The sequence below is a fragment of the Brevibacterium sp. HMSC22B09 genome (assembly GCF_001806795.1).
Classification (GTDB): Bacteria; Actinomycetota; Actinomycetes; order Actinomycetales; family Brevibacteriaceae; genus Brevibacterium; species Brevibacterium ravenspurgense.
The window spans coordinates 81,602-99,963 of the sequence record NZ_KV786025.1 but is presented as its reverse complement, the minus strand read 5'-3'; the positions used below and the strand labels follow the sequence as shown (position 1 = coordinate 99,963).

The window sequence follows — 18,362 nt, the reverse complement described above, 5'->3', positions numbered from 1 at the left end:
ATCTTTAATTCATCCTCACTAGTGAACTTATACACCGAAACGCGAACTTCACTAGTGATATTGATCTTGGCGTTCACAACCCCACTACGTACAGTGAAGGAGAGCTTCCGTGAAAAAACGAACCCTCACGTTTCTGGCTGCAGGCCTGGCAGCCGGTTCACTCGTTCTGTCGGCCTGCGGCGAATCTGGAGCAACAGCCACAGAAGGATGGCGCGACGCAACGTCAGCAGCCGACGGCGGCGGCATGGACAAACTCATCGAAGATGCCAAAGCTGAAGGCGCATTCAACGCCATGGGACTCTACGAAGACTGGGCAAACTACGGCGAACTGCTTGAAGCGTTCTCTGAAAAGTACGACATCGAAATCAACAACGACACCTCAACCGGAAGCTCCCAGGACCTCATCAACGCAGTAGTCAACCGCAAGGGCCAGGACGATTCCCTTGACTACCTGGACACCGGCATGAGCTTCGCGCAGACCGCTGACGAAGACGGACTGCTGGCACAGTACGCACCCGAAACGATCGATACCATCGACAAGCAGTACATCGGCGAAAACGGCACGTGGATCAACCACCTGGGCGGGACCATGGCTATCGGCTGTGACGCCAACGCCGTTGACAACTGCCCAGAATCCTTCGCAGACCTTAAGAAGCCCGAATACAAAGGCAAAGTTGCCATTACCGGAAACCCTACAACCGCTGAGGCTGGATTCATGGCAGTCCACGCAGCAGCCGTCGCCAACGGCGGCAGTGTTGACAGCATCCAGCCGGGCCTGGACTTCTTCGCAGAGCTGAAGAAGAACGGCAACTACCTGCCCGCTGAAGCAAATGCCGGAACCATCGAAACGGGCGAAACCCCGATCGTCATCAACTGGGACTACCTGCTCAAACCGATTGCTGAAGACCTCAAAGAATCCAACGGCCACGAACTGAAGATCATCGAACCGTCTGATGGCACCGTGTCGTCGTTCTACGCTGCATCGATCAACGCCGACGCACCGCACCCGGCGACCGCACGCCTGTTCTACGAATTCCTGTTCTCCGACGAAGGCCAGAACCTTCTGATGAAGGGCTACGTCACCCCGGTCCGCCTGAGCTCCATGCTTGATGAAGGCACGGCAGACCAGGAAGCTGTTGACGCTCTTCCGGGCGAAGACCCCGAAATCACCGCTCCTATGCCAACGCTTGAAGAACGTGCCGCGAACCAGAAAGTGGTCGAAGCCGAGTGGCCTAAGGCGATGCAGTGACGCAGACAATAGCCGCGGCCGCTGCGGATGAGGTCAGCATCGGGCACACACCCGAAGCACCCGATGCTGACCAACCCCGCAGCGCCTCGCACAGCCGACTGACCAAAATCCTCAAGGCATTGAAGTCACCAGCTGCGACGTCCCTTGCACCCTTGGCACTCATCATCGCAGCCTTCTTCGTGCTGCCGATTGTCGTGATGACGGTGCTTGCGTTCACCGTGAAAACTGACGGCTCAACACACTTTGGGCTGGGAAACTTCGCTGGATTATTCGATGCTCACCGCAGTGCATTTCTCAACTCGGCGCTTGTATCCGGAGTCGGTTCGCTGATCGCTGCTGTTGTGGGTTCAATTACCGCACTGTGCATTGCACAGATCAAGTCAAAGCGGCTGGACTCCATCACCGCCGTGTTTTCCTCTGTCCTGGCAAATGATGGTGGCGCACCACTGGCGTTTTCGTTCATCGTGACACTGGGCAACAGCGGCGTCATTTTCGCAGCGCTCGGGCTAGAGAAAATCGGTTTCACACTGTATTCATGGCAGGGGCTCGTGGCTATGTATCAGTCATTTCTGATTCCCACCATGATCATGGTGACGTTGCCAACTTTCCGTGGGCTTCGCCGCGAATGGGCCGAAGCCAACACATCCTTGGGCGGAAGCCCCTGGACCTACTGGCGCCGAGTGGGCATCCCCGTTTCGCTGCCCGCGCTGTTGGGCGGATGGGTGCTGCTTTTCGGCTCCGCCTACGCCACCCACGCCTGTGCGGCAGTTCTTTTGGGATCTGGCGGTTTCCAGCTGATCCCGCTGAACATTGCATCACAGCTGAGTTCGGGAACCTCAAGCGGCGGCGAAGCTGCGGCAATGGCTCTCGGTGTTTCCATGATCGTCATTGCGATCATCACCCTGTTCCTCTTTTCTCGCCTGCAAAGGAGGAGTGAGAAATGGCTAGCATGACGCAAGCCCCAGCTCCCGCATCGACGCCAAGATTCTCGGCCGTCCGCGCACTCAGCTGGGGACGCTGGCTGCCGGTCTTGGCAGTTGCGGCCTACGTGATCATCCCGCTGATCTGCTCGATTGCGTTTGCAGTGTTTCCCGGCGGCAGCTTTTCGCTCGATGCGTTCCACGTGCTGGGTTCTGACGCGAAACTCTCCAGCGCGATTGTTCGCACACTGCTCATTACGGCTGTCACAATCGCTGTGCTCATTGCAGCACTCGTTCCAGCTGTTGTCGCGGTCCACCTGTGGGCCCCACGCCTGCGCACCGTACTTGAAATTCTGTGCACGCTCCCGCTGGTGGTCCCACCCATCGCGCTGGTCGCCGGCGTTGTAGCAATCCTTCGGTGGGGTGCACAGCAGGGGCGCGGCAGCACTCCCAATGCCATCAGCCAGTTCCTGCAGAACCAGGACCTTCCGCTGATCCTGGTGGGAACATACGTTGTTTTGTGTCTGCCGTTTACTTTCCGCTCTATCGATGCAGGCCTTCGAACCATTCCGCTGAAAGCAATAGTGGAAGGTTCTCAAGTGCTCGGTTCCAGCATGTGGGGAACCATCTGGCGTGTGGTGCTGCCCAACATGCGGGGCTCCATTCTGTTTTCGGTGTTCTTCGCCACCGCACTGTGCTTCGGCGAATTCACGATCGCTGCAACGCTGAGCCAGCAAACAGTACCGGTATGGCTCTACACCGTGTCCTCAACCCAGTTCCGTTCCTCAATCGCAATCGCAGTGCTGTTGAACCTCATTACATGGGCCCTCATGTTGATCGCCACCTTTGCAACAGCCAAGGCAAACCGCACCCGGGATTGAGCGCCCGTGATCCACGTGATCGCACACGGATGAATGCCACCTGACGGCAACCGATACTTCTGGAGATAGTTGTGACTGATAATTCAAACGGCGTTGTGTTCGACAGCGTTTCAAAATCCTTTGGAACGCATACGGTTCTGAACAACCTCAATTTGTCACTTGCCCCTGGGGAACTCGTGACTGTCCTTGGGCCATCGGGCTGTGGAAAGACCACGGCTTTGCGTGTGCTTGCTGGTTTCGAACGGCCGACGTCCGGCCGAATCCTCATTGACGGTAAGGACGTCACCGCGGTTCCTGCGAACAAGCGTGGAATCGGCATGGTGTTCCAGGCCTACAGCCTTTTTCCGAATCTCAGTGTTCTAGACAATGTCGAATACGGTCTGCGTATTCGTCGCGTTGACCGGGGCGAGCGCCGTCGCCGCGCACAGGAGTTGTTGGAAATGTGCGGCCTTGGCCCGTTTGGTGAGCGTTTCCCGCATCAGCTGTCCGGTGGTCAGCAGCAGCGAGTCGCACTTGCCCGAGCTCTGGCCGTTCAGCCTTCTGTGCTGCTGCTGGATGAACCGCTGTCGGCTCTTGATGCTGCGGTGCGCACCCAGATCCGTGATGAGATCCAGCGCTTGCAGCGGGAATTGGGGATCACCACGCTGTTTGTTACCCACGACCAGGGTGAAGCCCTAGCGATTGCCGACCGAGTTGCTGTGCTGAACAAAGGCATTGTGGAACAGCTGGATGTTCCACAGGTTATTTACCAAAAGCCCGCTACTGAGTTTGTGGCGCGGTTTGTTGGGACCGCTACCGAACTGGAAATCGGTGGGTGCAAGACGTTTATTCGTCCAGAAGATCTCAAGCTCGAAGCGGATCCCCATGGCGCATTCACCGTTACCGGTCATTCTTACACCGGTGAGCGCACCACCATTCGCGCGGCTGGAAACACTCGGGAGACGGAAGGAATTGAGCTTGTTTCGTCTGCGTTCCTGGCTGAAGCCCAGGGTCTGCCAGCCGGGGCACGCGTTCGGTGGCGGCTCAGTGGGGAACCCGCATTCACTGCGGAAGGCAGCGCTGCGTGAGCGCCGAAATTACTCTCACCACCCCTGACCGCCCAGTTAAATTCCTTGCGGAGGGAGCTGTTTTCGACTGTGATGGTCTGCTGTTTGATTCTGAATCCGTGTGGCTTGACATGATTTCGGATTGGCTGGCTGAGCACGCTCTGGAGTTCCCGGATATCAAGCAGCTGATCGGCGTTGACGCCACGACTGCCGCTCGTATCCTGGTGGATCAGCTGCAGGCTGCACAGCACCCGCGCTTCAGCGCTCTACGCTCAAGAACGCCTTCCCCCACACTCCGCAACGCTCTTCGCATTGAGATCACCGATGAGCTCGATGCTGACTACTCCGCACGCTTGTCATCCGGTGTACCGGTCATGCCGGGAGCAGCTGACCTGCTGAAGCAGCTGTCAAGCATCATCCCGGTGGCAGTGGCCAGCAACGGGCGCCGGACAGATGTCATGGCTATGTTGCGCTCTGCCGATTTGGACCACCTTCTGCACAGTGTGTGCACCGTCGAAGATGTTGCAGAAGGCAAGCCTGCCCCCGATTTGTACGTGCGCGCAGCCGCCTTGATCGGGGTTGCGCCTAAAGACTGTGCTGCTTTTGAAGACTCCCGAGTGGGGACACAAGCAGCACGGGCTGCAGGAACAACTGTTGTCGGAGTCAATGCAGACCACAATGCCGCACTCGTGTGCGATTACCGTCTAACGTCCCTACGCCACGTCAGTGCGACGCCTGCTGGCAATGTCGCACGACTGGCCGCCAACACCAGGAGTTAAACCTCATGAGCACAGCCGACCTTGTCAAGAAAACGAACGCCGGTCACGTGACGAGCATGTCCTCCCAAGCAACCCGCGCCGCGGCAGATCCCGCCAACCCAGTCGAGAGCATTTCTGTGCTCAGCTGGAACCTGTGGTTTGGCGGTCTGATGATGGCGGATGGCCAAACCAAGCAGATGAACTTTCTGCGTGAGCAGGCCGCTGACATTATCTGCTTACAGGAGTCCGTGCACATTGCGCCAACTGTGCTTGCGGATGAACTTGGCTACAGCCTTGCGCAGCAAGGTTCGGATACCGCGATCCTCAGCCGCTACCCCACCCAGCTCCTAGCCACTGAAACCGCACCGTTTGCGACTGCGGCATTCGTGAAACTGCCCAGCGGTCCCGTGCTGGTGTGGTCGGTTCACCTGGAGCACTCTGACTATGGGCCGTACCGCACCCAGGATCTCGAACACCACGCAGATCAGGTTTTCGGCCAGGCAGGTGAGCAGCTCCGCGACCAGCAGATTGCCGCGGTCCTACACGAAACCGAGCGTCTCACGGCAGATTCGGCTAACAGCATTCCGGTCATCATCAGCGGTGATTTCAATGTGCCTTCGCCCCTGGACTGGAATGGCGTGACACGCCCACAGGCCGCCTGGCCTGCGACTTCCCGTATGGAAACAGCGGGCTACACCGATGCTTTCAGGGCTATCCATCCCGATCCGGTGGCGGCACCTGGGCTCACGTGGTCGCAGATCCACACGTTGGAAGACGAACCGCGCGATCGCATCGACTTCGTCTACACCCTGGGGTTTCCCGTCGAAGACTGTGTCCACATCGGTCAAACCGCCGACGCTGACGTATCCGACACCGGTCTGATCGAAACCTCCGGCACCGTCGCGCACATCCCCCACCACCGCGCGAACGACTTCGCTTCCGACCACCTGGCGGTTCGTGCCACTCTCGCAGTTAATTAACGAGGCGCCTTCCCGGTCCCGTTCATACGGAACCTCAGGCGGCAACCCGATGGGGTTTCCGCCTGAAATGAGGTTTCCCGCAATGTGCTGGCTGACCGAATGATCCACAAACGTGCGGACCTGCTGGTAGCGCGCCTGGTGGTGGGGCCATACAGTGAGGGCATGGATCCCAGAATTCACTTCTCAGCAGAGTCGCTGGCGAAGATCAAAGAGCGTATGAGCAGCTCTGAGCCGGACACTCCCCGACCGTCGGCCACCGTGATCTTGCTGCGTGATGGCGAGCGCGGACCGGAGGCGTACCTGCAGAAGCGCCAATCGTCGATGGTGTTCGGAGGCCGGCCCGTTTTCCCTGGTGGGAAGGTCGACGCTGCTGACAGTGCAGAAATTGATGCGTGGCATGGGCCCTCGCCTGAGGAATGGGCGCAGCGGCTGGGTGTCAGTGCGGATGAAGCGCGGGGCCTGCTGGTTGCGGCGGCGCGGGAGACTTTCGAAGAGTCCGGTTATCTGCTGGCCACGGCGGTTGATGGCAGTGAGCTGACGACGCTGAACACTGATGAGTGGCGGGCTGACCGGGAGGCGGTTGATGCCCGAGAAATGTCCTTTGCTGATCTGCTGCGCAAGCACGGCTTGGTTCTGCGCACTGATTGGCTCACCCCGTGGAGCGTGTGGGTGACACCCGAGGTTGAGCCGCGCCGCTTCCATACGTGGTTCTTCTTGGCCGCCTGTCCTGTTGGGCAGGAGGTTCTTGGGGTGTCGGCTGAGTCGACTGTCGACGGGTGGATCACGCCTGAAGACGCTGTGCGCAAGAGTGCCGCCGGTGAGCTGCAGCTGATGCCCCCTCAGCTGTGCACTTTTGTCGAACTGTACGGGCACGCTGATGTTTGCGAGGTGCTTGCGGGCAATCGTGACGTGCTCGAGGTGCGGCCGTTCGTTGTGGAGAACAGCGACGGGTCGGGGCACCTGGAACTGCCGGAAAAGCTCATTCGTCTGGCTGACGAGGTGGGGCGGGCAGTTCTGTAGGGACGGGTCTGCCGGGCTGGGGTTGCCGGCCCGGTTTACCTGTTCTTTTTTGCCCTCTTGGCTTCTCGGCGCTGGCGGGCTCGGGCGCGCTTCTTCTTGCGGATGTCGACAACCCAGCGAGGCACAAAAGGCCATGGCAGCGGGATTCCCAGGATGCCGGTCATGCCGATGATCGCAATGACGAAACCCGCTATAAGCGGAACAGAAATGATCGTGTCGAGCGGCTCAGGGATGCTCATGCCTCCCAGCAGCATCATCATCCCGACAACACCGAAGAACAGCGAACCATAGGGAACCAAATACAGGGAAGCATCACGGTCCGTGACACCGCTCTCCGCCCCATTAGCCGAGTCGTACCACTTTTCGGTTTCAGGGTGTTTTCGTATGGCTTGCATGTAGAAGGTCCAGCCAAGACCCCCGCCGAGCACCGAGCCGATGCCAAGCAGCAGATCGGTGGTATCCAGACTCATAAACGGTGGCCTCCGGCAGATGCTTAGGACGGTGCTGAACAAAAACCTACCAGCGTTCGGCGAGGGCCACCTAGCCAGAAGAATCAGAGCGCCGCGCCCTCCCGCCACAGGTGCGCAATGGAGAGGCTCGCCAGAAAGTCGACGTTCTTCATCGACTCACCGTGGGCCTGCTCGATCTGGCTTAGGCGATACCGCACGGTGTTCGGGTGAATGGACAGCGCTTCTGCGCACTTATCAACGCTCTGGTCATGCTGAATATAGGCGCACACCGTGGAGACCAGGTCCTGTTTGTCGGCGATGACGGCTGCAAACCGGTCGAACTGCGAATAGTCCAAACGCGAAGGACGCTGTGCCAGCAGCCACTCCAAAGGTCGAAGCTCAACAACGGTCTGCACTTTTCGCCCCCGGTTGATCGCCATCCGCTCAGCGCGGATTGCCGCGGCCGCATGATCCGAAACCGTGCCCAGGTCGTCGAACACCTCGGAAATCCCTGCCGATTCCACACCCTCGATCTCACGGAGAGCGTCCACAATGTTCAGGTCAGCGCTGATGAGCATGCGAAAGGTGGAGCGCTCATCCCCGCTGATTGACTGATGGATCAGCGCGATTCCCCCGTCAGCGGCCAGCTTCTCGGTTTCTTCGACAAGCGAGGCCGGTTCGACATTCACCGTGCCGCGCACGTAGACCACGGGAGAGTAGACCGTGAACCCCAACCGCTCCAGACTGTCCCAGTAATACGGCACGCGCGCTGTCAGAACACCCGATTCCAGCTGGCGGAGAATCTGCTCGGACCAGCGCACACGCTCATAGGCAGCAAACGCGGCAACACCGTCAAGACTTGCCAACACTGCCTCAAGACGCTCAAGCAACCACAGGCCGTCATCCTGCATAAAACCTTCGTCCGACCCAACGAGAACCGCACAGTAGCGGCTGCCGCGAATCGTCACAGCGCGCACCAGAGCACGCCACCGCCCCAACTGCAGCTGCCCCTCGGCAATGCCGTTCTCCAGGGACGCCGCGAGCAGGTGAACGGGTGCCCTCCCGGCCGCACGGACGGGATTGCCCGAATGGTCGAAGATGATTGCCCCGCCGTCGACATAGGCATTGAGCTGGCGAACTACAGCGCCCAGAGGATCGGGCGAACCCATGGCCCGCAGCAGGGCCTCAACAGCGGCAAGCCTTTCTTCAGCGTCCATGGCACCTCCCCTTTCGACGTCTTTGGAGAATCTACAAAAACGGCCGAGGAAGACTTCGTTTTCACCATTGAACCACGGTGTGCTCCGAACCACACTGGGAGGCACATCATGAAACAAAGGAGTATTCGTGAAACCACTTCGTGTCGCTGTCGATGTCGGAGGAACCTTTACCGACGTCTGTATTTTTGACGAAAAAACCAAGTCGATGCGCGTGACAAAAGTCCCGTCGACTCCCTCAAACCCCATGGAGGCCATTCTCAACGGCGTGAAGCGCGGTGAGATCAACCTCGAAGACGTTGAGCTTTTCTCCCACGGCACGACCGTGGCAACCAACGCGCTCATCACCCGGCGGTTCCCCGAGGCCGCGCTTGTCACCACGAAGGGCTTCCGGGATGTCATTGAGATCCGCGACGGCACAAAGGACGACCTGTGGGACGCCTACAAGGACGTGTCCCCGCCGTACATTCGCCGCCGCGACCGCTTCGAAGTCACCGAACGGATTGACTACTCCGGCCGTGTTGTCACACCCCTGGACGAAGATGAAGCCGTCGAACTTGCCGGCCTGCTGCGCCGCCGCGGGGTGAAGACCGTTGCGGTGTGCTTCATCAATTCGTACGCGAATGCGGAAAACGAAAATCGGATGGTCGAAATCCTCCGTCGTGAACTTCCCGACGTCGCGGTGACGAACTCGGCGGAAGTGCTGCCGGAGATCTTCGAGCACGACCGCTTCACCACCGCCACGGCCAATGCGCTGCTGGGCCCGCTCGTGTCGGACTACGTCGAACAGCTTGACGAAAAGCTCACTGACGGCGGCTACGACGGCGACCTCCTGCTGCTGCACTCCGGCGGCGGATCCATGACTCCCCCGCTGGTGAAGAAGCTGCCGGTGCGCCTTGCCGCATCAGGCATTGCCGCAGGCGCCATCGCAGCCCAGCACGTCGCCCTGCAGTGCGGTTACGAAAACGCGGTCGGGCTCGACATGGGCGGCACCTCGACCGATATTTCTCTGGTCGACCGCGGCAACCTGCGCACCACCCACAGGTGGGAAGTCGAGTTCGGCCACCCCATCGTGTTCCCCAGCATCGAGGTGCTCACCATCGGCGCCGGAGGTGGATCCCTGGCTCACATCGACATCGCCGGCTCCCTGCGCAACGGACCCCAGTCGGCCGGTGCTGACCCCGGTCCGGCCTGCTACAGCCTCGGCGGTGATGCCCCGACGAACACGGACGCCAACCTGTTGCTGGGACGGTTGGGCACAGACCTTGCCGACGGCGCTATGTCACTCGACAAGAGCCGCTCGAAGACCGTCATCGAGCGTGACATCGCGAAGCCGCTGAACATGGACACGGACGATGCCGCCGAGGCGATCCTCCAGGTTGCCAACGCCAACATGGCTGATGCTGTGCGCCTGGTGTCCATCCGCCGCGGGCTCGATCCGCGTGAATTCGCGCTTGTCGCATTCGGCGGTGCGGGTGCACTCCACGGTGCTGATGTTGCTCGTGAACTCGGCATCCCCGCCGTCATTGTTCCCCCGAACCCGGGCGTGCACTCGGCTATGGGCTGCCTGCTGGTCGACATCCAGCACGACCTGTCGGAGATGTTCGACGCTGACGCCAAGAACGCAGACACCGACGAACTGTCCGCCGCCTACGGTCGTTTGGAAGACGAGGCGTGGGAGCGACTGCGCGCTGAGGGTGTCGCTGCCGAAGACTCGACAATCCAGCGCGGCATTTCGATGCGCTATCACGGCCAGTGGCGTTCGCTGCAGGTGCCGATCACGCAGGAAGGCGGCCTGGCTGAGGCCATCCAAACCTTCCACGAAGAACACGAGCGCCGCTATTCGTTCCGTCAGGACGACAAACCGGTTGAGATCTACCAGATCCACGTCAAGGCCATTGGACGCACACCCAAGCCGAGCTTTGTTCCCGAAAAGGAGAAGACCACCTCGACTGCCGAACCGGTTTCCACCCGTCAGGTGCGCTGGAACGGCGAATGGACCGACACTCCCATCTACAACCGCGATGAACTCGGTTGGGGCATGGTGATCGAAGGTCCAGCCATCATCGATCAGCTGGACAGCACCACGGTCGTTCCGCCGTACTGCACGGCTGAAATCGACGAATGGCACAACATCCGCATCACTTTGGACAATGGAGTTGAAAAGTGACCACCGCACAGCACGAACTCGATCCAGTCACCTTTGAGGTTCTGAAGAACGCTTTTGCAACGAGCGTTGACCTCATGAGCGAGCAGATTCTTCGAACCTGCTATTCCTTCGTCATCTATTCGCGCGACTTCAGCTCTGCTCTGTGCGATGCCGAAGGCAACACGGTCATGCAGGGAAGCGGCGACATCGCCGTGCACGTCGGGACGCTGCACTTCCAGTGCAAGGCGGTGCTCGAACAGTTCGGCGATGACATCAACGAAGGCGATGTCTTTGCCGTCAACGACCCCTATCGGGGCGGCACGCACTTCAATGACGTGAGCTTCATCCGCCCGATCTTCGCAGAGGGCAAGATCATCGGCTACGCACAGAACAAGGGCCACTGGGCGGACATCGGCGGCAATGTGCCCGGTTCGTTCGACGTCAATGCAACCGAGCACTTCAGTGAAGGCCTGCGCATCACGCCTGTGCGCGTATGGCGCAAGGGCGAGTTCCTTCACGATGTTGCGCAGCTTCTGGTGTCGAACACCCGTGATCCCGAAAGCGCACTCGGCGACCTGCGTGCCCAGTCGAAAGCAACCGACGTGTGTGCCCGCGAAGTGATTCGCCTGGTCGACAAGTACGGCTTCGACACGGTGAAGGCTGCCATGCAGGAAACCCAGGACTACGTGTGCCGCACAGTTCTGGAGAACCTCAAGCAGCTGCCGCAGGGCACGTGGGAGACGACTGACTACCTTGACTTCGACCCGGCCCACGGCGAGGGCATGGTGCCGATCACGGTGAAGCTCACGCTTGATGACGACGGCATTCATTATGACGTTTCGGGCGCACCTGCCGTGTCGACGTTCCTCAACTCCGGCTACGGCACCACGTTCTCGGCCATCTATGCAGGAACCAAGTCCTTCTTCCCCGAGGTGCCGCTCAACTCCGGCTTCTATGAGGCGGTGACCGCCGAGATCGGCGAAGAGGGCACTGTGATCAATGCCGGCTGGCCGCACGCTGTGACCGGCTTCTGCTCCGGTCCGTATGAAAAGGTCATGAACGCCTGCTTCGAACTGTGGTCTCAGGTCATGCCGGACCGTGCCATGGCATGCGCGTTCAACCTGGAGTATCTGCTGGTCGGCGGCCATGATGCGCGAACCGACGATGACCAGTACTTCATGTGGTACGACTGGATGGCCGGCGGCTGGGGTGGGCGCTCCACAAAGGACGGATCATCTGCCACCGCACCGGTTTTCGGCACGGGTCTTGCCGTGCAGCCGATCGAAGGCCAGGAGCGTTTGAGCCCGGTGCTCACCACCGAGCACGCAATCGCCACAGACTCCGGTGGGCCGGGGCAGTTCCGCGGTGGATGCGGTATTTCGAAGGGCGGCATGCTCACCGATGCTGCACGCACTGTTATGAGCTACTGCTGTGACCGCGGACGGTCTGTCACGTGGGGAATCAACGGTGGCCTGCCGTCGATTCCGCACGGCGTGTGGCTCAACCCTGACACTGAGGACAGCCGCTACCTGGGTGCCACGTTCTCGAATGTTCCGGTTGGTCCCGGCGACACGTTCACCCGTCCGTCTGCTGGCGGCGGCGGCTTTGGTGACCCGCTGAAGCGCAAGCCGGAGGACGTGCTCGAGGATGTTATCGACGAATATGTTTCACTTGAGCGAGCCGAACTCGACTACGGCGTTGTCATCACGCCGATCGACCCTGAACTCGACAAGTATGAAATCGACTTCGATGCAACCGAAGCTAAGCGCGAAGAAATCCGCTCGCAGCGCGATGGCTGGTTGGAAGAAGACGCTTCGTCTGTGGCAGAGCGCTACAGCAAGGGCGATCTGAGCGTCCACGATGTCATCCGCCGCTACGGAGTTGTGCTCGACTGGGGCACCGGTGAGCTCTACCCGAAGACAACAGAGGAATACCGGGCACTCATGCGCAAACGCTCACAGACTCACTGGAGCTGACAGATTTGGAGCTGGCTTGGCCGGGATGTCCTCTGAGGAGGATGCCCCGGCCAAGTCGGTTCCACCTCGGCCGCCCTACTTGTTCTTTTCTGCCCTCTTCGCCGCCCTCTTGGCTGCTCGGCGCTCGCGGGCTCGGGCGCGCTTCTTCTTGCGGATGTCGACGACCCAGCGCGGCACAATAGGCCACGGCAGCGGGATTCCCATAATTCCGATCATGCCGATAGCCGGAAGGGCGGCAGCCACTGCGTACACACAGAAAAGCACCGGTTTGACCGAGTCTGGGATAGTGAAGCAGGACAGCAGCATTAGGAACCCGAAAAGAAAGAAGAACAGTGAACCGAAGGGAACCAAATACAGGGAGGCATCGCGGTCCGTGACGCCGCTCTCCCAACCATCAGCCGAGTCGTACCACTCTTCGGTTTCAGGCTTTTTTCGTATCGCCTTCATGTAGAAGGTCCAGCCGAGACCCCCACCGAGAAGCATGCCAATGCCAAGCAGCAGAGCAGTCGGGTCCAGATTCATAGACGGTGACCTCCAGCGGATGCTTAGGGCGGTGCTGAACAAAAACCTACCAGCGTTTGGCCTGGGTCAGTGTTTCCAGAGGAGCAGCTTATTCCAACCTGTGGGCGCACCCATGTGGCTTAGGGAAAGCAACTTAGTGCGAGGGTAGGTGGTCAATATGCTGGGCAAAATTGTTGTGTCACCAACGCCAAGTTCCGCCAAGAGATACTGAATGAGAGTGAGCTGTCCGAACGATCTGTTGATTGCATTTGCCGCTGGGGCAAGTTCAGGCACGTCCTGCTCGGCAGGCAACTTCGGCTTCAGTGCATAAACCCGATTGAACATCCGAGCATGATGTGCTGAATAGTTACGAACAATATTCAGTGCTCTAAGCCACGAACCAAGCTGTGCTGCAGTTAGCCGAATTCGGGAAGCAATCGTGTCTCGTACGCCTAGCGGTGCGAGTTGATACAGATACGACAACGCTCCCCAGTCGATGACCTCGACAGCAGCCCAGATAGGCAGTTGTCCCGCGTACTTCTCCTGGTGATGAACAACGAAGTCCTCACGCGAGCGGGACAGTTCCTTGTCAAACAACCGCTTCCACTTCTTGTAGGTCCGAGAGGCTTCAGTGGAGCGGCCAGGATCTCTGGCAACAGGGCCGAGCAGGTTGGGTTTCAAGTGGATCAGAGGATCGATGCGTCCAAGCTCGTGTCCCAAGGTCGAACGAAATGCCAGTTCGATGGGAGTCAGACAGGTGAAAACCCCAGCCCGCAGCCGCTCATCAAATTCATATAGTGCAAACACTTCTTCAAACGAAGTGCCATTGACGAACCCGTCGAGTCGTTTGCCGTCGTTTGAAGACCTTTCACGGTAGGGGTACCAGTATCCCGAAAGCCGGTAGTAGTTAACGCGCTCGAGTGCCCGGCGGGCTGCAGCCTCATCTTCAATGTGCATACCGCGTGACCGCAGGAGTTCGATCTGTTGGCCATGAGACTTGAAGTTTTTCGCCGGCTGCGACACGTTAAGCCCCTCGGAGGTCCGAAGAAAAATGAGGACCGGCCCTGGACTGCTACGAAGAGCAGCGGAACCGGTCTTGATAAGCCGTATTTTACCGAACTTACCGCCCGCACACAACGCCCCGACGAGACTCATGGAAAGTCCCCGGGTGAACAGGGGCCGTGCCTCATGTATTTTTCCCCGCGAAATTTGTGGGTGTATGGCGACCATGGGGTATGGATCGTGAGGGATTGTCATTGAAGGCCAGGTATGAGGTGACTAAGAAGTACGCTGCGGCTTATGCAGCGGCTTCGAAGAAGGAGAAGACCATCATCTTGGACCAGGTGGTCGCGGTGACCGGGTGGAACCGGGACCATGCCCGGCAACAGCTGCGGGCGCGGTTGCGTCAGCCCAAAGGCCGGGCTGCTGCCACGATCGCGGTGATCGATCGGCGCCGCACCAAGGCCTATAAGTACTCCTACGATGCCCGTAAAGTACTCCAGAAAGTCTGGGCGGCCAGTGGTGGAATCTGCGGGAAATACCTCGCGGCCTCTATGGGTGACTGGCTTGACCAGATGGAAGCCGAAGGCGCTCTCACCCAAGGAAGCGACCGCTACAGCCACCAGGTTCGTGAAGAACTCTTAGCAATGTCCGCTGCCACGATTGACCGCTACCTCACCCCAACCCGGGCCAAAGATCCCATCCGGGGCAAAACAACCACCAAACCAGGAACACTGCTGCGTAACTCGATCACCATCCGCAAAGCCGGTGACGAAGTCGAAGCCGAACCAGGATTCTTCGAAGTCGATACCGTCGCCCACTGCGGACCAACACTCAAAGGCGAGTTCTGCCGCACCGTGAACTTCACCGACATCCACACCGGATGGGTCTTTACCCACACCATCCGCAATAACGCCCACCAGCACATCCTCACAGCATTCAACCTCCTCACCACCACCGTGCCCTTCGATATCACCGGCATCGACTGCGATAACGGCAGCGAATTCATCAACCACGACCTCATGGGATGGGCCAACGAACACAAAGTGTTCTTCACACGCTCACGGCCCTACACAAAAAACGACCAAGCCACCATCGAGTCCAAAAACAACCACCTCGTTCGCCGCTACGGCTTCTACCACCGCTACGACACACCAACAGAACTCGAACTGCTCAACAAACTCTGGGCCCTTACCTACGACCGACTGAACTTCCTCACCCCAACCAAAAAACCCACCGGCTGGAGCACCGACACCCTCGGCAGACGCAAACGCACCTACGACTCACCCCGCACCCCCTACCACCGACTCCTCGAAGCAGGCATCCTCAACCCCACACAACAAGCCGAACTCACCGCATACAAAACCACACTGAAACCAACAGCCATCGCCCGCGAAATAACCCGCATCCAAAACGAACTGAACCGACTCGCCGCAACCAAAACCCGTAAACTCGAAGAACAACTCCACCCACACACCCCACCAACCACAGGCATACGCCGCGTCAGCTAAACCCCACACCCACTACGCGGGGAAAAACACATGAGGCACGGACCCCCACTACGCGGGGACTTGACAATGAGGCACCACGCCCACAGCCCACACACCCACCCCATGGAATGTTCTGGCGGGTGTCGTCGTTGCCCCGGTAGACCCACCAAACCGGCGACACACGCCAACTCGGTGGGCACCCGAAACTCAATGCCACGGCGAAGCCCCGCACGGCATCGCCTGAACTTTAGGAGGGCTCATGGCTACGACGACCATCAACGTTTCCGGCCTCACCTGCAACCACTGCGTCAATGCAGTCAAGGACGAAGTCGGCGCAATCGACGGCGTGCAGTCCGTCAACGTCGAACTCGTCGAAGGCGGAATCTCTCCGGTCACCATCGAATCGGCCACACCGCTGGCCGAAGCCGACCTCAACGACGCAATCGACGAAGCCGGCTACACCATCGTCAAATGACCCCCACCCCAGCCGAACACCCAGACCCGATCGGAAGCTCCACCTCGGCAACACAAGTCCGGGAAGTCGACCTTGCCATTACCGGCATGACGTGCGCGTCATGCTCGTCACGGGTGCAGAAAAAACTCAACCGGCTTGACGGGGTCGAGGCGGTGGTCAACCTGCCTCTGAACTCGGCTCACGTCGAGGTCAGCTCAGATGTCACCGACGAGGACCTCATCGCAGTGGTCGAAAAGACCGGCTACGGAGCGTCGGTGCAGTCCTTTGAGGACCCAGCAGACGAACCGGATCTCGCCTCCCGCTTCCGTACCCGCCTGATTATCAGCGCAATCCTCGGAGCGCCGGTCATCGCCATTTCGATGGTCATGTCGTGGCATTTTCCAGGATGGCACTGGCTGATTCTTGCGCTGTCGCTGCCGGTTGTGACGTGGGGTGCGTGGCCGTTCCACGAGGCGGCGTTCAAGGCCGCACGCGGTTTTTCCTCCACAATGGACACCCTGATTTCAGTGGGTGTCATCACCGCGACCCTGTATTCGCTGTGGACTGTTTTCGCGCAGGCGGCGGCCGGAAATTGGGTTCTGCCGCACAATGCGCACGTGTGGTTCGAGGCCGCCGTCGCCGTCACAGTGTTCCTGCTGGCCGGGCGCGTGCTGGAGCACCGCGCCAAGTCGAATGCCACAAAGGCGCTGCGTGAACTCATCAACCTGGGCTCAAAAGAGGCGCTGCTGGTTGAAACCGACGCTGACGGCCAGGTTACTGAGCGCACTATCCCCGCTGATCAGTTGCGTGTGGGCGATGTTTTCCGCGTCCGCCCCGGCGAAACAATTGCCGCTGACGGCACAGTTGTCGGCGGCACTTCAGCCGTTGATGAATCCATGCTGACAGGCGAATCCGCACCCGTCGAGGTCACCGAGGGTTCGAAGGTCACGGGCGCAACCATGAACACCTCGGGCACTTTGACGGTGCGGGCCGACCGCGTCGGTTCGGACACCACTCTTGCCGAAATGTCCCGCCTAGTCGCCCGCGCCCAAACCGGCAAACCTGCCGCGCAGCGCATTGCCGATTCGATTTCCGCAGTTTTCGTGCCCACGATTTTGGGCATCGCCGTGCTCACCCTGCTGGGGTGGGGCATTATCGGCGGCGACTGGATTTACGGTCTGCACGCCGCGATCACGGTCGTCGTCATCGCCTGCCCGTGCGCGCTGGGGCTGGCCACACCGACCGCGCTCGCGGTGTCGTCCGGCCGCGGTTCGCAGCTGGGCATTCTGGTCTCCGGGCCCGAGGCCATGGAGGCAGCCCGCACGCTCGACACCGTCGTGCTGGACAAGACCGGCACTGTCACCGAAGGCCGCATGCGGGTGGTTTCGCACGATCTGGCACCTGCCGATCTGACGCTCGCCGCCGCTGCCGAGGGTGCCAGCGAGCACCCGATCTCCCGCGCTGTTGTTCAGGCCGCTTCCCACATTGACGAGGCGGAGGCTGGCTCAGATTCGCCTGTTTCCGTTAGTCGTGAAGTCACCGATTTTGCCAACATCTCAGGTGGCGGGATCACTGCCACAGTTGATGGGCACAAGGTTCTCGTTGGAAGCTCGGCGCTTCTGGCTGACCAGGGTGTTTCTGTCCCGGAGGTTGATGACCACCCGGCTGCGACTGAGGTTGCTGTTGCGGTTGATGGTGAATTCCGGGGTCGGGCCTGGGTGGCCGACACGATTAAGAACTCCGCCAAGCCTGCCATTGACGAACTGCACGAACTCGGTCTGCGCGCTGTTCTGCTCACTGGTGACAACCCGGTGTCCGCACAGGCAGTGGCTGACGCCATCGGCATTGACGAAGTTCACGCGGGTGTGAAGCCGGAGGACAAGTACGCGCACGTTCAGGCCCTCCAGGCTGAAGGCCGCAGTGTTGCGATGGTCGGCGACGGAGTCAATGACGCCGCTGCCCTGGCCGGAGCGGATCTGGGCGTAGCGATGGGCACGGGAACCGATGTTGCGATTGCGGCTTCGGACATTACACTCATGCGTTCGGACCCACAGCAGATTCCACAGGCTATTCGCCTATCCCACCGCACTGTTCGCAGCATTAAGCAGAACCTGTTTTGGGCATTCATCTACAACGTGCTGGCTGTGCCCATCGCGGTATCGGGCAAACTCGACCCCATGATCGCAGGGGCCGCCATGGCGTTCAGTTCAGTGTTTGTTGTGCTCAACAGCCTGCGGTTGCTTCGGTTCAAATAGCCGGTTGCACCAAGGATTAAT

Annotated in this window: 16 protein-coding genes; 12 read left to right on the top strand and 4 right to left on the bottom strand. The window is 59.7% G+C overall.

Annotated features, from left to right (window positions below):
• Positions 1-109 precede the first annotated feature (109 nt).
• From HMPREF3087_RS08335 to HMPREF3087_RS08305, 7 genes are all read left to right on the top strand, one after another.
• Complete coding sequence (locus tag HMPREF3087_RS08335) at positions 110-1,249, top strand: ABC transporter substrate-binding protein (RefSeq protein WP_070428765.1); 1,140 nt, start codon at positions 110-112, stop codon at positions 1,247-1,249.
• Complete coding sequence (locus HMPREF3087_RS08330; protein WP_256173078.1) at positions 1,246-2,202, top strand: ABC transporter permease; 957 nt, start codon at positions 1,246-1,248, stop codon at positions 2,200-2,202. The genes HMPREF3087_RS08335 and HMPREF3087_RS08330 overlap by 4 nt, the downstream gene beginning before the upstream one ends.
• Positions 2,190-3,050: an ABC transporter permease gene (locus tag HMPREF3087_RS08325; RefSeq protein ID WP_083272108.1), complete on the top strand. Its 861-nt coding sequence runs from the start codon at positions 2,190-2,192 to the stop codon at positions 3,048-3,050. The genes HMPREF3087_RS08330 and HMPREF3087_RS08325 overlap by 13 nt, the downstream gene beginning before the upstream one ends.
• Before the next feature lie 95 nt (positions 3,051-3,145).
• Positions 3,146-4,117, top strand: a complete 972-nt coding sequence (locus tag HMPREF3087_RS08320) for an ABC transporter ATP-binding protein (protein WP_239233035.1) — start codon at positions 3,146-3,148, stop codon at positions 4,115-4,117.
• Positions 4,114-4,875, top strand: coding sequence for an HAD family hydrolase (locus HMPREF3087_RS08315; RefSeq protein ID WP_070428763.1), 762 nt, complete (start codon positions 4,114-4,116; stop codon positions 4,873-4,875). The genes HMPREF3087_RS08320 and HMPREF3087_RS08315 overlap by 4 nt, the downstream gene beginning before the upstream one ends.
• A gap of 5 nt (positions 4,876-4,880) precedes the next feature.
• The gene (locus HMPREF3087_RS08310) at positions 4,881-5,834 is read left to right on the top strand and encodes an endonuclease/exonuclease/phosphatase family protein (RefSeq protein ID WP_070428762.1); all 954 of its coding nucleotides are present in this window, start codon (positions 4,881-4,883) and stop codon (positions 5,832-5,834) included.
• A gap of 162 nt (positions 5,835-5,996) precedes the next feature.
• Positions 5,997-6,854: an NUDIX hydrolase gene (locus HMPREF3087_RS08305; protein ID WP_070428881.1), complete on the top strand. Its 858-nt coding sequence runs from the start codon at positions 5,997-5,999 to the stop codon at positions 6,852-6,854.
• Between the two features lie 35 nt (positions 6,855-6,889).
• Here HMPREF3087_RS08305 and HMPREF3087_RS08300 read toward each other — a convergent pair whose 3' ends face one another.
• Together HMPREF3087_RS08300 and HMPREF3087_RS08295 are read right to left on the bottom strand one after the other, a co-directional pair.
• Complete coding sequence (locus HMPREF3087_RS08300; protein ID WP_070428761.1) at positions 6,890-7,324, bottom strand: hypothetical protein; 435 nt, start codon at positions 7,322-7,324, stop codon at positions 6,890-6,892.
• 83 nt (positions 7,325-7,407) lie between these two features.
• Entirely contained in the window at positions 7,408-8,613 is a 1,206-nt protein-coding gene (locus tag HMPREF3087_RS08295; RefSeq protein ID WP_176745023.1) for a PucR family transcriptional regulator, read from the bottom strand.
• 34 nt (positions 8,614-8,647) lie between these two features.
• On the opposite strand from HMPREF3087_RS08295, the gene HMPREF3087_RS08290 reads away from it, so the two are divergent.
• Both HMPREF3087_RS08290 and HMPREF3087_RS08285 read left to right on the top strand, forming a co-directional pair.
• Complete coding sequence (locus HMPREF3087_RS08290) at positions 8,648-10,687, top strand: hydantoinase/oxoprolinase family protein (RefSeq protein WP_062022951.1); 2,040 nt, start codon at positions 8,648-8,650, stop codon at positions 10,685-10,687.
• Positions 10,684-12,642 (top strand): hydantoinase B/oxoprolinase family protein, encoded by a 1,959-nt coding sequence (locus HMPREF3087_RS08285; protein ID WP_070428759.1) that lies wholly within the window; start codon positions 10,684-10,686, stop codon positions 12,640-12,642. The genes HMPREF3087_RS08290 and HMPREF3087_RS08285 overlap by 4 nt, the downstream gene beginning before the upstream one ends.
• 75 nt (positions 12,643-12,717) lie before the next feature.
• Here the strand turns inward: HMPREF3087_RS08285 and HMPREF3087_RS08280 are convergent, their stop codons facing one another.
• Together HMPREF3087_RS08280 and HMPREF3087_RS08275 are read right to left on the bottom strand one after the other, a co-directional pair.
• Entirely contained in the window at positions 12,718-13,164 is a 447-nt protein-coding gene (locus HMPREF3087_RS08280; RefSeq protein ID WP_070428758.1) for a hypothetical protein, read from the bottom strand.
• A gap of 66 nt (positions 13,165-13,230) precedes the next feature.
• Positions 13,231-14,298 (bottom strand): Abi family protein, encoded by a 1,068-nt coding sequence (locus HMPREF3087_RS08275; protein WP_083272106.1) that lies wholly within the window; start codon positions 14,296-14,298, stop codon positions 13,231-13,233.
• A 119-nt stretch (positions 14,299-14,417) separates the two neighbouring features.
• On the opposite strand from HMPREF3087_RS08275, the gene HMPREF3087_RS08270 reads away from it, so the two are divergent.
• The 3 genes from HMPREF3087_RS08270 (at position 14,418) to HMPREF3087_RS08260 (ending at position 18,341) form a co-directional block, all read left to right on the top strand.
• Positions 14,418-15,653 carry a DDE-type integrase/transposase/recombinase gene (locus HMPREF3087_RS08270; RefSeq protein ID WP_256173077.1) on the top strand — a complete coding sequence of 412 codons (1,236 nt, stop codon included), beginning with the start codon at positions 14,418-14,420 and terminating at the stop codon, positions 15,651-15,653.
• Between the two features lie 238 nt (positions 15,654-15,891).
• Positions 15,892-16,107, top strand: coding sequence for a heavy-metal-associated domain-containing protein (locus tag HMPREF3087_RS08265; RefSeq protein ID WP_019174271.1), 216 nt, complete (start codon positions 15,892-15,894; stop codon positions 16,105-16,107).
• Positions 16,104-18,341 (top strand): heavy metal translocating P-type ATPase, encoded by a 2,238-nt coding sequence (locus HMPREF3087_RS08260; protein ID WP_083272105.1) that lies wholly within the window; start codon positions 16,104-16,106, stop codon positions 18,339-18,341. Before HMPREF3087_RS08265 ends, HMPREF3087_RS08260 begins: the two co-directional genes overlap by 4 nt.
• Positions 18,342-18,362 lie beyond the last annotated feature (21 nt).

Coding starts and splice junctions, on each gene's coding strand:
- HMPREF3087_RS08325 (WP_083272108.1), top strand. CDS start 2,190: ATGGCTAGCATGACGCAAGCCCCAGCTCCCGCATCGACGCCAAGATTC.
- HMPREF3087_RS08310 (WP_070428762.1), top strand. CDS start 4,881: ATGAGCACAGCCGACCTTGTCAAGAAAACGAACGCCGGTCACGTGACG.
- HMPREF3087_RS08305 (WP_070428881.1), top strand. CDS start 5,997: ATGGATCCCAGAATTCACTTCTCAGCAGAGTCGCTGGCGAAGATCAAA.
- HMPREF3087_RS08300 (WP_070428761.1), bottom strand. CDS start 7,324: ATGAGTCTGGATACCACCGATCTGCTGCTTGGCATCGGCTCGGTGCTC.
- HMPREF3087_RS08280 (WP_070428758.1), bottom strand. CDS start 13,164: ATGAATCTGGACCCGACTGCTCTGCTGCTTGGCATTGGCATGCTTCTC.
- HMPREF3087_RS08275 (WP_083272106.1), bottom strand. CDS start 14,298: ATGAGTCTCGTCGGGGCGTTGTGTGCGGGCGGTAAGTTCGGTAAAATA.
- HMPREF3087_RS08265 (WP_019174271.1), top strand. CDS start 15,892: ATGGCTACGACGACCATCAACGTTTCCGGCCTCACCTGCAACCACTGC.
- HMPREF3087_RS08260 (WP_083272105.1), top strand. CDS start 16,104: ATGACCCCCACCCCAGCCGAACACCCAGACCCGATCGGAAGCTCCACC.